Source organism: Delftia sp. ZNC0008, assembly GCF_000799035.1.
Lineage (GTDB): Bacteria > Pseudomonadota > Gammaproteobacteria > Burkholderiales > Burkholderiaceae_C > Comamonas > Comamonas tsuruhatensis.
The window spans coordinates 1-13,569 of the sequence record NZ_JTKZ01000427.1; the positions used below are offsets into that span (position 1 = coordinate 1).

The window sequence follows — 13,569 nt, forward strand, 5'->3', positions numbered from 1 at the left end:
GCCACGACGCAGGTTGCCCCGGAGCGAAGCGCAGGGGTCGCGGGCATTTGGGCGCGTTTCTTTGCCGACTTTCTTGCCGCGCGGCAAGAAAGTCGGTCGGCTGCCGGGCCGAAACCCGGCCTCTGCCCGCAGGCCGGGCATGCGTCCAAAGCAGACCAAGGAAGCATCAAAAAAGACCCCGAAAAACACACACCCAGACACACCTCTGTCATCCATTTCCCACACGTCTCCGTGTTTTCCCCAATCCCACCCCGAACCATCAGTCCTAAACTCACGCTTGTTTCAAGAAAAAAGTGTCATTTCAAATTTGAAACAGACGCAAACCCCCTTCGATTGAGGTACGCCATGAACACCACGCCCTCCACAGGCCAGCTTGCCGGCCGCCGCATCCTCGTCACAGGCTCGGCGCGCGGCCTGGGCTTTGCGTTCGCCAAGGCCTTTTGCGAGCAGGGCGCGCGTGTCGCCATGGCCGATCTGCGCGAGGAGCTGCTGGCCGAGTCCGTGGCCCGGCTGCGTGCGCAGGGCTTCGAGGCCCATGGCTTCGGGCTGGATGCCGGCAATCCGGAGTCGATAGAGCGCTGCGCGCAGCAGGCCGTGCAGGCGCTGGGCGGGCTGGACGGCCTGGTGAACAACGCGGCCGTGACCGATTCGGGCGGCAAGGGCATGGACGACATCGATCTGGACAAGTGGGACCAGGTGATGAACGTGAACGTGCGCGGCGTGTGGCTGATGACGCGGGCCTGCCGCGCCGCGCTGCGCGACAGCGGCCGGGGTGCCATCGTGAACCTGGCGTCCGACACCGCGATGTGGGGCGCCCCGAACCTGATGGCCTATGTGGCCAGCAAGGGCGCTGTGATGGCCATGACGCGTTCCATGGCGCGCGAGCTGGGCGCCGACGGCATCACCATCAACGCCGTGGCGCCGGGCCTGGTGCTGGTGGAGGCCACGGAATACGTGCCCGAGCACCGCCACCGCCTGTACATCGACCAGCGCGCGCTGCAGCGCGAGCAGCGGCCCGAGGATGTGTCGGGCGCCGTGGCCTATGCGCTGTCCGATGGCGCGCGCTTCGTGACGGGGCAGGTGCTGCCCGTCAACGGCGGCTTCGTCATGAATTGAAGGGGTTTCGCCATGAACGACACCCCCTCTTCCGGGAATGCCGAGAGCGCCGAGAGCGCGGACAACGGCACCGACAAATACATGGTGCCCGCGCTGGAGCGCGGCCTGCGCCTGCTGCAGGAGTTCGGGCGCGGCAATGCCACGCTGGGCGCGCCCGAGCTGGCCCGCCGCCTGCAGCTGCCGCGCGCCACGGTGTTCCGCATGCTCAACACACTGGAGGCCATGGGCTTTCTGCAGCGTGCCGAGGGAAGCAATGACTACCGGCTGGGCCTGTCCGTGCTGCGCCTGGGCTTCGAGTTCCTGTCGTCCATGGACCTGACCGAGCTGGGCCAGCCTGTGATCGCGCGGCTGTGCGGCGAGATCCGCTATCCCTGCAACATCGTGGTGCGCGATGGCCGCTCCATCGTCTATGTGGCCAAGGTCACGCCACCCACGCCGCTGACCAGTTCGGTGCGCGTGGGCACGCGCCTGCCTGCCCATGCCACGGCCCTGGGCCGCGTGCTGCTGGCCGACCTGTCCCTGCCCGAACTGCGCGCGCTCTACCCCGAAGACCACCTGGAAGCGCACACGCCCAAGACGCCGCGCACGGTGCTGGACCTGTTCAACCTGGTCGAGGCCGACCGCGAGCGCGGCCATGTGTTCAGCGAGGGCTTCTACGAAAGCTCCATCTGCACCATCGCCGCCCCCGTGCGCGACCACAGCGGCCGCGTGGTGGCGGCGCTGGGCACGACGGTCCCCGCGCCCCATGTGGAGGAGGGCCGTGCCGAGACCCTGATCGCCGGCGTCTGCGACGCGGCGGCCGAGCTGTCCGAGCTGCTGAACTACCGCCCGCAAGCGCAAACGCAAACGCAGACGGCACAGCTGCTTTCCCTCAATTCCCGGCGCGCAGGAGGCGGCCATGTTTGATTCCCAACTCAAGGACACCACGGCCGTCGTCACCGGCGGCTCTTCGGGCATTGGCCTGGCCACGGTCGATCTGCTGCTGTCGCAGGGCGCGCGTGTCGCCCTGTGCGGGCGCAGCGCCGAACGCCTGGAGCAGGCCGTGCAGCAACTGCGCGGAAGCCATCCCGAGGCCCGCCTGTTCGCCCAGGCCTGCGACGTGCTCGACGCCGCCCAGGTGCAGCAGTTCGCGCGCGACAGCGAGGCTGCGCTGGGTCCGGCCTCCATCCTCGTGAACAACGCGGGCCAGGGCCGGGTCTCGACGTTTGCCAGCACCGACGATGCGGCCTGGACCGAGGAGCTGCACCTGAAGTTCTTCTCGGTGCTGCATCCCACGCGCGCCTTTTTGCCGCAGCTCGAGCGCACGGCGCAGCCGGCCATCGTCTGCGTCAATTCGCTGCTGGCCTCGCAGCCCGAGCCGCACATGGTGGCCACCTCGGCCGCGCGCGCCGGCCTCAAGAACCTGGTGCGCTCCATGGCCACCGAGTTCGCGCCCAAGGGTGTGCGCGTCAACGGCATCCTGGTCGGCCTGATCGAGTCCGGCCAGTGGCGCCGCCGCTTCGAGGCGCGCGAGGACCGCAGCCAGGACTGGAACGCCTGGAGCGCCGACCTCGCCCGCAAGAAGTCCATTCCGCTGGGCCGCCTGGGCTCGCCCGACGAGGCCGCGCGCGCCATCTTCTATCTCGCCACGCCCCTGTCCTCCTACACGACCGGCAGCCACATCGACGTCTCCGGTGGCCTTGCACGGCAAGCGTAGTGCTTCAGCCCCTTCACCCGATTCAAAGCAGAACATGACTTCTTCCGCATCCAAAATCACCGTCGGCGCCGTTGTGGCCCAGTTCCTCGAACACTGCGGCGTGCAGGCCGCGTTCGGGGTGATCTCCATCCACAACATGCCCATCCTGGACGCGATGCATGCGCGCGGCAGGGTCCGCTTCGTGATGGCGCGCGGCGAGGCCGGCGCCGGCAACATGGCCGATGCCTGCGCGCGTTCCACCTCCAGCCTGGGCGTGTGCATCACCAGCACCGGCCCGGCCGCCGGCAGCATTGCGGGCAGCCTGGTGGAGGCCTATACGGCCGGCACGCCGCTGCTGCACATCACGGGCCAGATCGAGACGCAGTACCTGGACCAGAAGCTGTCGTACATCCACGAGGCGCCCGACCAGCTGACCATGCTGGGCGCCGTGTCCAAGGCGGCGTTCCGCGTGCGCAGCGCCGAGACCTGCCTGTCCACCCTGAAGGCCGCCGTGCAGGCCGCCATGACCGCGCCGACCGGCCCGGTGAGCGTGGAGATTCCCATCGACATCCAGCAGACCGTGATCGACATGCCGGCCGACCTGTCGCCGCTGCCGGTGGCCGTGCTGGCCCCCAGCGAGGCATCGCTGGATGCCCTGGCCGACACGCTGGCCAAGGCACGCCGCCCGCTGCTGTGGCTGGGTGGCGGCGCACGCCACGCAGTCGCTGCCGTGCAGCGCCTGAAGGCGCTGGGCTTCGGCATCGTCAGCACGGGCCAGGGCCGCGGCATCGTGGCCGAGGACGATCCGGCCTCGCTGGGCGCCTACAACATCCAAAAGCCCGTGGAGGCCTTCTACCAGCGCTGCGACGCCATGCTGGCCGTGGGCACGCGCCTGCGCAGCAACGAGACGCTGAAGTACGAATTGAAGCTGCCGCGCCCGCTGCTGCGCATCGATGTGGACGCCGCCCAGCAGGGCCGCTGCTATGCCGATGACGGCTTTGTCTGCGGCGACTCGGCCCTGGCGCTGACAGGCCTGGCCGACCGGCTGGAGGCGCGCGGCTACAAGGCCGACCCCGAGCTGCTGGCCGACCTGCGCCAGGTGCACGACGAGGCCGTGGCCACCATGCGCGACGGCCTGGGCCCGTACAGCGTGCTGGTGCAGGAGCTGCAAAAGGCCGTGGGCCGCAACTTCAACTGGGTGCGCGACGTGACCGTCTCCAACAGCACCTGGGGCAACCGCGAGCTGCGCTTTTTCGAGCCCAACGCGGGTGTGCACGCCACGGGCGGCGGCATCGGCATGGGCATGCCCATGGCCATCGGCGCGGCCGTGGGCGCGGCGGTCAGCGGCTCGGGCCGCAAGACGCTGGGCCTGGCGGGCGATGGCGGCTTCATCCTGAACCTGGGCGAGCTGGCCACGCTGGTGCAGGAAGAGTGCGACACCCTGATCGTGCTGATGAACGACCAGCGCTACGGCGTGATCCAGAACATCCAGGACGCCTCCTACGGCGGCCGCCGCTGCTATGTGGAGCTGCACACGCCCGACTACGCGCAGCTGTGCGCCTCCATCCAGCTGCCCCATGCCCGCGTGCAAGACCTCAAGGAGCTGCCGGCGGTGCTGCAGTCGGCCTGGACGAAGAAGGGCCCCTTCCTGCTGGAGATCGACATGCGTGCCATCGGCAATTTCAAGGCCACGTTCTCTGGCCCGCCCGTGAACAAGCTGGACCAGATCCCGGCCACCACCACGGCCACCAAGGCCGCCTGAGGCGGCTGGATTCGAACGAACGAGAGAGGCTCACCATGTCGAACCTGGAACTGCTCCCCATCAACATCGCCGGCGAATGGCGCCTGGGCGGCGGCGGCGAATCCACCACGCTCTATCCCGCCACCGGCGAAGTGGTGGGCCGCCTGCGCGCGCCCAGCCTGGAGGATGTGGAAGAGGCCATCCAGAAGGCCGACCACGCCTTCCGCACCAGCGGCTGGGCTCAGAAAAAGCCCCATGAGCGCGCGGCCGTGCTGCATCGCGTGGCCCAGCTGATCCGCGAGCGCGCCGAGCCCCTGGCCCAGCTGCAGCGCCTGGACAACGGCAAGCCCATCAAGGAAACACGCATGCTGGTGGCCAGCGCCGCCACCTTCCAGTTCTTTGCAGCGGCCTGCGAGACCATGGAGGAAACCATCACGCCCTCGCGCGGCGACTTCATGACCATGAGCGTGTACGAGCCCATGGGCGTGGTGGCGGCCATCACGCCGTGGAACTCGCCGATCGCCAGCGAGGCGCAAAAGCTGGCGCCCGCGCTGGCCGCCGGCAACGCCGTGGTCGTCAAGCCCGCCGAGGCCACGCCGCTGCTGGCGCTGGAGCTGGCGAAGATCTGCGAAGAGGCCGGCGTGCCCAAGGGCCTGGTCAGCGTGCTGCCGGGCCGTGGCTCGGTGATCGGCGACGCCATCACCAAGCATCCGCTGGTCAAGCGCGTGTCGTTCACGGGCGGCACGTCCACGGGCAAGCACATCGCCCACATCGCGGCAGACAAGATGATGCCGGTCTCGCTGGAGCTGGGCGGCAAGTCGGCCACCATGGTGCTGGCCGATGCCGACATCGACCATGCCGTCAACGGCGTGCTCTACGGCATCTTCAGCTCCTCGGGCGAATCGTGCATCGCGGGCTCGCGCCTGTTCGTGGCGCGCAGCCTGCATGCCGAATTCATGCAGCGCCTGACGGCCAAGGCCGCCGCGCTGCAGGTGGGCGACCCGGCCGACGAGCGTACGCAGATGGGCCCGCTGATCACCGCCAAGCACCGCGAATCCATAGAGAGCTATGTGGCCCTGGGCCTGTCCGAGGGCGGCCGGCTGCTCACGGGCGGCCAGCGGCCCGAGGGCGCGCAGTTCGAGCGCGGCTACTACTACCGCCCCACCATCATCGACGGCGTGAAGAACGACTGGCAGATCTGCCAGCAGGAAATCTTCGGCCCCGTGCTCGTGGCCATGCCCTTCGACAACGAGGACGACCTGCTCGCCCAGGCCAACGACAGCGTCTACGCGCTGGCCGCCGGCATCTGGACGCGCGACTACAAGAGCGCCTGGCGCATAGGCCGCGCCGTGCAGGCCGGCACGGTCTGGATCAACACCTACAAGCAGTTCTCCATCTCCACGCCCTTCGGCGGCTGGCGCGACAGCGGCCTGGGCCGCGAGAAGGGACGGCTGGGCATACAGCAGTACATGGAGCAAAAGAGCATGTACTGGGGCTTGAACGAGAGCCCCATCGCTTGGGCAAATTGAAGGAGCACGACATGAGCGTACTGGGCATAGACGAAATCACCTACGGCGCGGACGACCTGGCCACCTGCCGCCGCTTCTTCCTGGACTGGGGCCTGGCGCTGGTGCAGGAAGCGGACGACCGGCTGGTGTTCGAGACCCTCAACGGCTGCCGCGTGATCGTGGCCGCCGTGGACCATCCCGATCTGCCGCCCGCCATCGAGGCCGGCCCCACGCTGCGCGAAGTGGTCTGGGGTGTGGAAAGCGAGGCGGACCTTGCGCTGTACGCCAGCCGCATTGCCGCGCTGCCGGGCTTCACACAGGGCCAGGGGCGCATAGGCTGCATCGACCCCAACGGCCTGTCCGTGCGCCTGTAGGTCACGCAAAAGCGTGATGTGGATGTGCAAGGCGCCGCCTACAACACCTGGAACCGCAAGGACCGCGTCAACCAGGCCAGCCCGGCCTACGAACGCGCCCAGCCCATCGAGGTCGGCCATGTGGTGTTCTTCGTCAAGGACGTGCAGGCCTGCGAGCGCTTCTACGTGGACAACTTCGGCTTCGCGGCCTCGGACCGCTACCCCGAGCGCGGCGCCTTCCTGCGCTGCGCGCCCGACGGCGGCCACCACGACATCTTCCTGCTGCAGCGCCCCGCCAAGGACGCTGGCCTGAACCACGTGGCCTTCACGGTGCGCGACATCCACGAGGTCTTCGGCGGCGGCATGCACATCTCGCGCTGCGGCTGGGACACCCAGCTGGGCCCGGGCCGCCATCCCGTGTCCTCGGCCTATTTCTGGTACTTCCGCAATCCGGCCGGCGCCCTGGTCGAGTACTACGCCGACGAGGACCAGCTCACCGCCGACTGGCAGCCCCGCGAGTTCGAGCCCGGCCCCACGGTGTTTGCCGAATGGGCCATCGATGGCGGCATCGACGGCAACACCCGGCGCCAAAAGGGCGTGGGTACCAGCGACGGGAAATTCATCACCGACAAGCGGCATTGAGACCGCGCCTGACGGCCTACCCCCACAACCCAACCACCCCACGGCCCCCACCATGAACAAGACACGTCGCCAGGTTTCTCTTGCCGCTGCATTCCTGGCTGCAGCCACGCTGTCCGGCACCGCGATGGCCCAGGCCTATCCGGCCAAGCCCATCACCATCATCGTGGCCTATCCGGCCGGTGGCGACACCGATGCCATGGCGCGCCTGTATGCCGAGAAGCTGTCCACGCGCCTGGGCCAGCCCGTGCTGGTGGACAACCGCCCCGGCGCCAGCGGCACCATCGGCAGCGTGCATGTGGCCAAGGCCTCGCCGGACGGCTACACGCTGCTGCTGGCGCCCAATACCTTCGCCATCGCGCAGTTCGTGCTCAAGACGGCCTCGGGCTCCAGCTACGACGTGCTGCACGGCTTCACGCCCATCGTGCAGACCAGCGTGCAGCCCATGTTCGTGGCCACCAACCAGGCCTCGGGCATCAAGGACATGAAGACCCTGATCGCCCAGGGCAAGCGCGACGGCCTGACCTACGCCAGCCCCGGCAGCGGCTCGCCCATGCACATCCTGGGCGAGATGTTCAACCGCGCCGCCGGCACGCGCATCGCCCACATTCCCTACAAGGGCGTGGCACCTGCCGTCAACGACCTGATCGGCGGCCATGTGCCCACGACCTTCATGACCTGGGGACCGATCGCGCCCTACGTCGGCGGCAAGGTCACCGCCCTGGCCGTGGCCGACAGCCAGCGCAGCGCGCTGGCCCCCAATGTGCCCACCCTGGCCGAGCTGGGCGTCAAGGATGTGGAAGTGTCCGCATGGCAGGGCCTGTTCGGCCCCAAGGGCATGTCGCCCGAGACCGTGAAGCTGCTGAACACGCACCTCAACGAGATCCTGAAGATGCCCGACGTGGTCTCCAAGATGGCCACCTTCGGCGCGCTGCCCGCAGGCGGCGAGCCCGCGCGCCTGGAAAAGACGAATGCCGCCGATTTCAATCGCTTCGGCAAGCTCATCAAAGACCTGGACATCCGCGCCGACTGAGCGCAGCCAACCCCACACAAGACAGTTTTCGAAGGAGAGAACCATGGCCGCTGATCGCTATCTCGAGCCGCACCAGGCGCGCGAACGTGCCCCCACCCTGATGGAAGACCTGCTGGGCGATTCCATCGAACGCGCCTTCGGCGAAGGCGTGCAGACCCTGCCCGAACTGGTGGCCTACCTCAACCGCAGCGGCCCCTCCGGCGAGAACGGCGAGGCCTGGACCGAAGACAGCTTCCAGGCGCTGATGGCGCGGCTGGGCTATTGATACCGAGCAGGACTGGAGAGCCCCATGAACGTACAAACCATCACCATCGATCCGGTGGACGGCCTGCTCAACAAAGGCCTGAAGAACCTCTGGTACGCGGTCTGCCCCTCGGACTTCGTGAAGACCCAGCCCGTGTCCGTGCGCCGCTTCGGCCGCAAGATCGCGCTGTGGCGCGATGCCGACGGCCAGGTCCACGCGCTGGAAGACCATTGCCCGCACCGCGGCGCGCCGCTGTCGCAGGGCGTGATCCTGGGCGACCGCCTGGCCTGCCCCTACCACGGCGTGGAAGTGCGCGGCGACGGCACCGTGACCAAGGTGCCCGGCAGCCCCGGCTGCAAGCTCGAAGGCTCGCGCGCGGCGCTGGCCTTCCATGCGCGCGAGGCGCATGGCGCCATCTTTCTCTACAACAGCGACAAGACCGTTGACGAGGCGCCCGAGTTCACGCTGCCCGAGGAGCTGACCTCGCCCGAGTACTCCAACTTCCTGTGCTATGCCGAGTGGCGCAGCGACTACCGCTATGCGCTGGACAACGTCATGGACCCCATGCACGGCACCTTCCTGCACAAGCAGTCGCACTCCATGGCCGAGGGTGACAGCAAGGCCACGTTCCAGGTGCGCGAGACCGATGACGGCTTCGTCTTCGAGAAGGTGGGCCAGCGCGGCGTGAACTTCGACTGGACCGAGTGGGGCAGCACGGGCGTGCACTGGATGCGCCTGGAGATTCCGTACCCCAAGACCGGCGGCCCCGGCGGCAACTTCGCCATCGTGGCCTGCGTCACGCCCATCAGCGCCGACCTGTGCGCCGTGTTCTTCTGGCGCTGCCGCAAGGTGCAAGGCTGGATGCGCGACACCTGGCGCTTCCTGTACCGCAACCGCCTGGAGGCGCGCCACTGGGCCGTGCTGGAGCAGGACCGGATCATGATGGAGCAGATGGAGCTGGACGCCAACGAGCGCGAGAACCTCTACCAGCACGACATCGGCCTGGTGCGCCTGCGCCGCCACCTGCGCCGCCTGGCCCAGGAGCAGATCGACGAAGGCGCCGCATCATGAGCACCAACCTCCAGGCCTTCGTGCACACGCTGCGCTTCGAGGCCCAGGACACCATCAGTGTGGACCTGCGGCCCGTGGCGGGCGGGGAGCTTCCCGCCTTCACGCCGGGCTCGCACATCGATCTGCACCTGCCCAACGGCCTGGTGCGCAGCTACTCGCTGAGCAACCCCAGCGAGGAGCGCCACCGCTACGTGGTCGGCGTGCTGCGCGACCGCGCCAGCCGCGGCGGCTCGCGCTGCGTGCACGAGTCGCTGCGCGTGGGCATGCCCATCACCATCTCCGAGCCGCGCAACCATTTCGCGCTGGACGAAAGCGCCGCGCACACCGTGCTGGTGGCCGGCGGCATCGGCATCACGCCGCTGCTGTGCATGGCACGCCGCCTCAAGGGCCAGGGCCGCTCGTTCGAGATGCTGTACTTCGCCCGCGAGCGCAAGGGCGCGGCCTTCCTGGAGGAGCTGCAGGCGCTGGGCATGCCGCTGCACCTGCACTTCGACAGCGAGGCCGGCGGCCCGCCCGACCTGCGCGCGCTGCTGGCCCAACGCCAGCCCGACGCGGGCACGCACCACTACGCCTGCGGCCCCACGCCCATGCTGGACGCCTTCGAGAAGTTCTGCGCCGAGCTGGGCCACGCCAACGCCCACGTCGAGCGCTTCACGCCCGTGGAGGTCAAGGCCGCCGACGATGCGTGCAGCAACTACACGGTGGAACTCAAGCGCAGCGGCCGCTTCATCGAGATCACGCCCGAGAAGTCGCTGCTCGACACCCTGCTGGATGCCGGCATCCAGATGGACCACAGCTGCTGCGAAGGCGTCTGCGGCTCCTGCGAGACGCGCGTGCTCGAAGGCATTCCGGACCACCGCGACTCGGTGCTCAGCCCCAAGGAAAAGGCCAGCAACAAAGTGATGATGGTCTGCGTTTCCGGCTGCAAGAGCGAACGTTTAGTGCTGGATGTATGACACCCCCTGAGTCGCTTCGCGCCTTCCCCCTCTCTACCCGCTTCGCGGGGGAGGGGGACGACACCCTCGGTGCGGGGCGGCCCTTCCTCGGTGTCCCTGAGTTGGGCCATGCTGAATTGACGAGCGAGGCCCTGGGCTAGCAACTGAAGACAAACCACCACCACCCCCCAAGCCACCACCCCCAGAGGAGACAACCCCATGAAAACCATCCATACGCCCATGCTGGGCGTGGCGCTAGCCTGCCTGGCGTCCTTGCCCGGTGCCGCTTCGGCGCAGTCCAAGGTCGAGATCTTCGGCGTCGTCGATGTCGGCGTCACGCACCTGAACGGCTCCGGCCCCTCCAAGACCGGCCTGTCCACGGGCGGCGCCAACATCAGCCGCCTCGGCTTTCGCGGCACGGAAGAGCTGGGCGGCGGCCTGCGTGCGGGCTTCTGGCTGGAGGCGGGCATGGACGTGGACAGCGGCTCGGGCAAGGCCAGCGGTGGCGGCCTGAGCTTCAACCGCCGCTCCACCGTGAGCCTGTCGGGCGACTTCGGCGAAGTGCGCCTGGGCCGCGATGACTCGGCCACCTTCCTGAGCACGCTGATCTTCGACCCCTTCCTCACCAACGGCGTGGGCGGCACCATGGGCTTCACCATGCTGGGCATTCCCGGCACGGGCACGGCCACGGGCGGCGCGCCCATCCAGATCAGCAACGCGGTCAGCTACTTCCTGCCGCAGAACCTGGGCGGCTTCTACGGCCAGGTGCAGGTGGCCATGGGCGAGCAGGCGCGCAGCGCACCCAACAAGAACCAGGGCGACTACCGCGGCCTGCGCTTCGGCTACCGCCAGGGCCCCTTCAACGGCGCGCTGGCCACGGGCAAGTTCTATGGCGACAGCGATGCGACCAACCTCACGGCCAGCAACGTGGGCCTGAGCTGGGACTTCGGCGTGGCCAAGCCCATGCTGCTGTGGGCCAGCGAAAAGCGCGGCGCCCTCAAGGTCACCGCCCTGCAGCTGGGCGTGACCGCGCCCGTGGGCATGGGCGAGTTCAAGGCCTCCTACGGCCACTACAACACCGACGGCAGCAATGCCGACTGGAACAAGATCAGCGTGGGCTACGGGCACAACCTGTCCAAGCGCACCCAGGTCTACGGCACGGTGGCCTTCCTCAAGAACAAGGACGGCGCGGCCAAGTCCATCGGCGTGCAGGGCCTGTCGGCCCCGGGCACCACGCTGGGCGGCCGCTCCTCCGGCTTCGAGGTGGGCGTGCGCCACTTCTTCTGATACAGCCCATCGGGCGATAGAGACTTGCCATGAAAGATATGCGTGCGGCCCGCTGGTGGGGGGTGATCAGCCTCTTCATCATCGTCGCCATCTCCTATGTGGACCGGATCAACCTTTCGATCCTCATCCTCGACCAGGGATTTCTGGACCACATCGGGCTGACGCACGACGACCGCACGCGCCAGGGCCTGCTGGCCACGGCCTTCATGGTGGGCTACGGCGTTTCTTCCTTCGTGTTGACGCCGTTTTGCGCGGCGCTCTTCGGCGTGCGCCGAAGCCTGGTGGTCGGCCTGCTGCTGTGGGGCGCCGTGTCCTTTCTGTCCCCGGCCATGAACAGCTATGGCCTGCTGCTGGCCTCGCGCATCCTGCTGGGCATCTCCGAAGGGCCTCTGTACTCGCTGGCGGGCAGCTACATCAAGGCGCATTTCCAGAGCCACGAGAACGGCCTGCCCAACTCCTTCGTGAACATGGGCACGGGACTGGGGCTGGCGGTGGGCTATCCGCTGATCGGCTACCTGGTGGCCGGCCATGACTGGCAGACCTCGTTCCACGTGCTGGGCCTGATCAATGTGGCCATCGGCATTCCGCTGGTGCTGGCCTTCATCCGCATGCCCCGCGTGGACACCGGCATGCCGCGCCCGCGCTCGCTGGGCGAGGCGGTGGGCCAGGTCGGGCAGATCGTGCGCGGCGCCATGCACACGCGCTATCTGGTGCTGGTGGCCGTGCTGTCGGCGGCCTTCTTCTCCTACCTCTGGGGCAGCAGCAACTGGCTGCCGGCCTATCTGGAGTCGCGCGGCTTTTCGCTGCGCGAGATGGGCTGGCTGGCCTCGCTGCCGCAGTACGCCACGGTATTGGCCGTGCTGGTCGGCGGCATCGTCATCGACCGCCTGCCGCGCCGCCAGGTGCCCCTGATCTTCGTCGGCGGCAGCCTGGGCCTGGCGCTGGCCATCTGGCTGGCCATCCACATGGAAGACCGCTACGCGGCGGCCTACTGCCTGATCGCCGCCAACTTCTGCTGGGGCCTGATGAGCCCGGCCATTCCCAGCACCGTGCAGTACTGCGCGCGGCCCGAGCATGTGGCCAGCGCCTATGGCGTCGTCAACGGCACGGCGACCCTGGTGGCGGGCTTCATGCCTGCGCTCATGGGCGCCGTCATTGGCTGGACATCGCGTTCGGCCGGCGGCGGTTTCGTTGCCGGCTTCGGCCTGCTGGTGGGCACGCAGCTGGTGGTCATGGTCTGCGGCCTGGTGCTGTGGCTGCGCGAGCGCGGCCAGGGCACCCACGGTGCCAGCGATGCCCGGGATACGTCCGCGCGCACGGCCTGACCTGCACTACAGCGCGCCCGCTGCGGCGCACTGCTCCAGAAACGTCACCAAGGCCTGCACGCGCGCCGTGCGGCCCTTGCGCGTGGGCACCAGCAGGGTGACGGGCGCGCTGCCGAAATGCCAGTCGGGCAGCACGCGCACCAGCCGGCCCTCGGCAATGGCCGGTGCCATGTCCCATTGCGAACGCAGTACCAGGCCCAGGCCCTGTTCGGCCCAGTGGCGGGCCACGCCGCCATCGTTGGTCACATAGGACGGCGTCACACGCAGGGTCTGGCCGTCCACGGCACGCCGGCTGGCGGCGGGGCGCAGGTGCCACAGCGTCACATCCTCCTCGTTCTCGCGGATGCAGATGCAGGCGTGCTCCAGCAATTCGCGCGGCGTGGCGGGCGTGCCATGGCGGCGCAGGTAGTCGGGGCTGGCGCACAGCCAGCGGTCGTTGGCAGCCAGCTCGCGCGCCACCCAGGAGGAGTCGCGCACCGCGCCGATGTGGACCACGGCATCGGCATCGTGGCGGTCGGGGAAAGGCGTTTCGCGCAGGTCCAGCTGCAGTTTCAGTTGCGGGTGCTGGCGCGTGAAGGGCACCAGGGCCGGGGCCAGCCGGCTGCGCCCGTAGCCAAAGGGCGCGGCAATGCGCAGACGCGG

Annotated in this window: 12 protein-coding genes and 1 pseudogene; 12 read left to right on the forward strand and 1 reads right to left on the reverse strand. The window is 68.5% G+C overall.

Annotated features, from left to right (window positions below; all coding sequences use genetic code 11):
* Nucleotides 1-345: 345 nt before the first annotated feature.
* From L995_RS14040 to L995_RS14095, 12 genes and pseudogenes are all read left to right on the forward strand, one after another.
* Complete coding sequence (locus tag L995_RS14040; protein WP_012202888.1) at nt 346-1,116, forward strand: SDR family oxidoreductase; 771 nt, start codon at nt 346-348, stop codon at nt 1,114-1,116.
* Between the two features lie 12 nt (nt 1,117-1,128).
* Complete coding sequence (locus L995_RS14045) at nt 1,129-2,022, forward strand: IclR family transcriptional regulator (RefSeq protein ID WP_047472354.1); 894 nt, start codon at nt 1,129-1,131, stop codon at nt 2,020-2,022.
* Entirely contained in the window at nt 2,015-2,812 is a 798-nt protein-coding gene (locus L995_RS14050) for an SDR family oxidoreductase (RefSeq protein ID WP_047472355.1), read from the forward strand. Before L995_RS14045 ends, L995_RS14050 begins: the two co-directional genes overlap by 8 nt.
* A gap of 34 nt (nt 2,813-2,846) precedes the next feature.
* Nucleotides 2,847-4,553, forward strand: a complete 1,707-nt coding sequence (locus L995_RS14055; protein ID WP_047472356.1) for a thiamine pyrophosphate-binding protein — start codon at nt 2,847-2,849, stop codon at nt 4,551-4,553.
* A 35-nt stretch (nt 4,554-4,588) separates the two neighbouring features.
* Nucleotides 4,589-6,061, forward strand: coding sequence for an aldehyde dehydrogenase (locus L995_RS14060; RefSeq protein ID WP_047472357.1), 1,473 nt, complete (start codon nt 4,589-4,591; stop codon nt 6,059-6,061).
* Between the two features lie 11 nt (nt 6,062-6,072).
* Nucleotides 6,073-7,035: pseudogene (locus L995_RS14065) on the forward strand (VOC family protein).
* 52 nt (nt 7,036-7,087) lie between these two features.
* Nucleotides 7,088-8,065 carry a Bug family tripartite tricarboxylate transporter substrate binding protein gene (locus L995_RS14070; RefSeq protein ID WP_047217886.1) on the forward strand — a complete coding sequence of 326 codons (978 nt, stop codon included), beginning with the start codon at nt 7,088-7,090 and terminating at the stop codon, nt 8,063-8,065.
* A 43-nt stretch (nt 8,066-8,108) separates the two neighbouring features.
* Nucleotides 8,109-8,330 (forward strand): recombinase-like helix-turn-helix domain-containing protein, encoded by a 222-nt coding sequence (locus tag L995_RS14075; protein ID WP_016452043.1) that lies wholly within the window; start codon nt 8,109-8,111, stop codon nt 8,328-8,330.
* A gap of 24 nt (nt 8,331-8,354) precedes the next feature.
* Nucleotides 8,355-9,380 carry an aromatic ring-hydroxylating oxygenase subunit alpha gene (locus tag L995_RS14080; RefSeq protein ID WP_047472358.1) on the forward strand — a complete coding sequence of 342 codons (1,026 nt, stop codon included), beginning with the start codon at nt 8,355-8,357 and terminating at the stop codon, nt 9,378-9,380.
* Complete coding sequence (locus tag L995_RS14085) at nt 9,377-10,336, forward strand: PDR/VanB family oxidoreductase (protein WP_047472359.1); 960 nt, start codon at nt 9,377-9,379, stop codon at nt 10,334-10,336. Before L995_RS14080 ends, L995_RS14085 begins: the two co-directional genes overlap by 4 nt.
* Before the next feature lie 198 nt (nt 10,337-10,534).
* Nucleotides 10,535-11,602 carry a porin gene (locus L995_RS14090; protein WP_013804504.1) on the forward strand — a complete coding sequence of 356 codons (1,068 nt, stop codon included), beginning with the start codon at nt 10,535-10,537 and terminating at the stop codon, nt 11,600-11,602.
* 29 nt (nt 11,603-11,631) lie between these two features.
* Nucleotides 11,632-12,927: an MFS transporter gene (locus L995_RS14095; protein ID WP_047472360.1), complete on the forward strand. Its 1,296-nt coding sequence runs from the start codon at nt 11,632-11,634 to the stop codon at nt 12,925-12,927.
* A 6-nt stretch (nt 12,928-12,933) separates the two neighbouring features.
* Here L995_RS14095 and L995_RS14100 read toward each other — a convergent pair.
* Nucleotides 12,934-13,569: LysR substrate-binding domain-containing protein (locus L995_RS14100; protein ID WP_047472361.1), on the reverse strand; the 636-nt coding region annotated here is incomplete at its 5' end.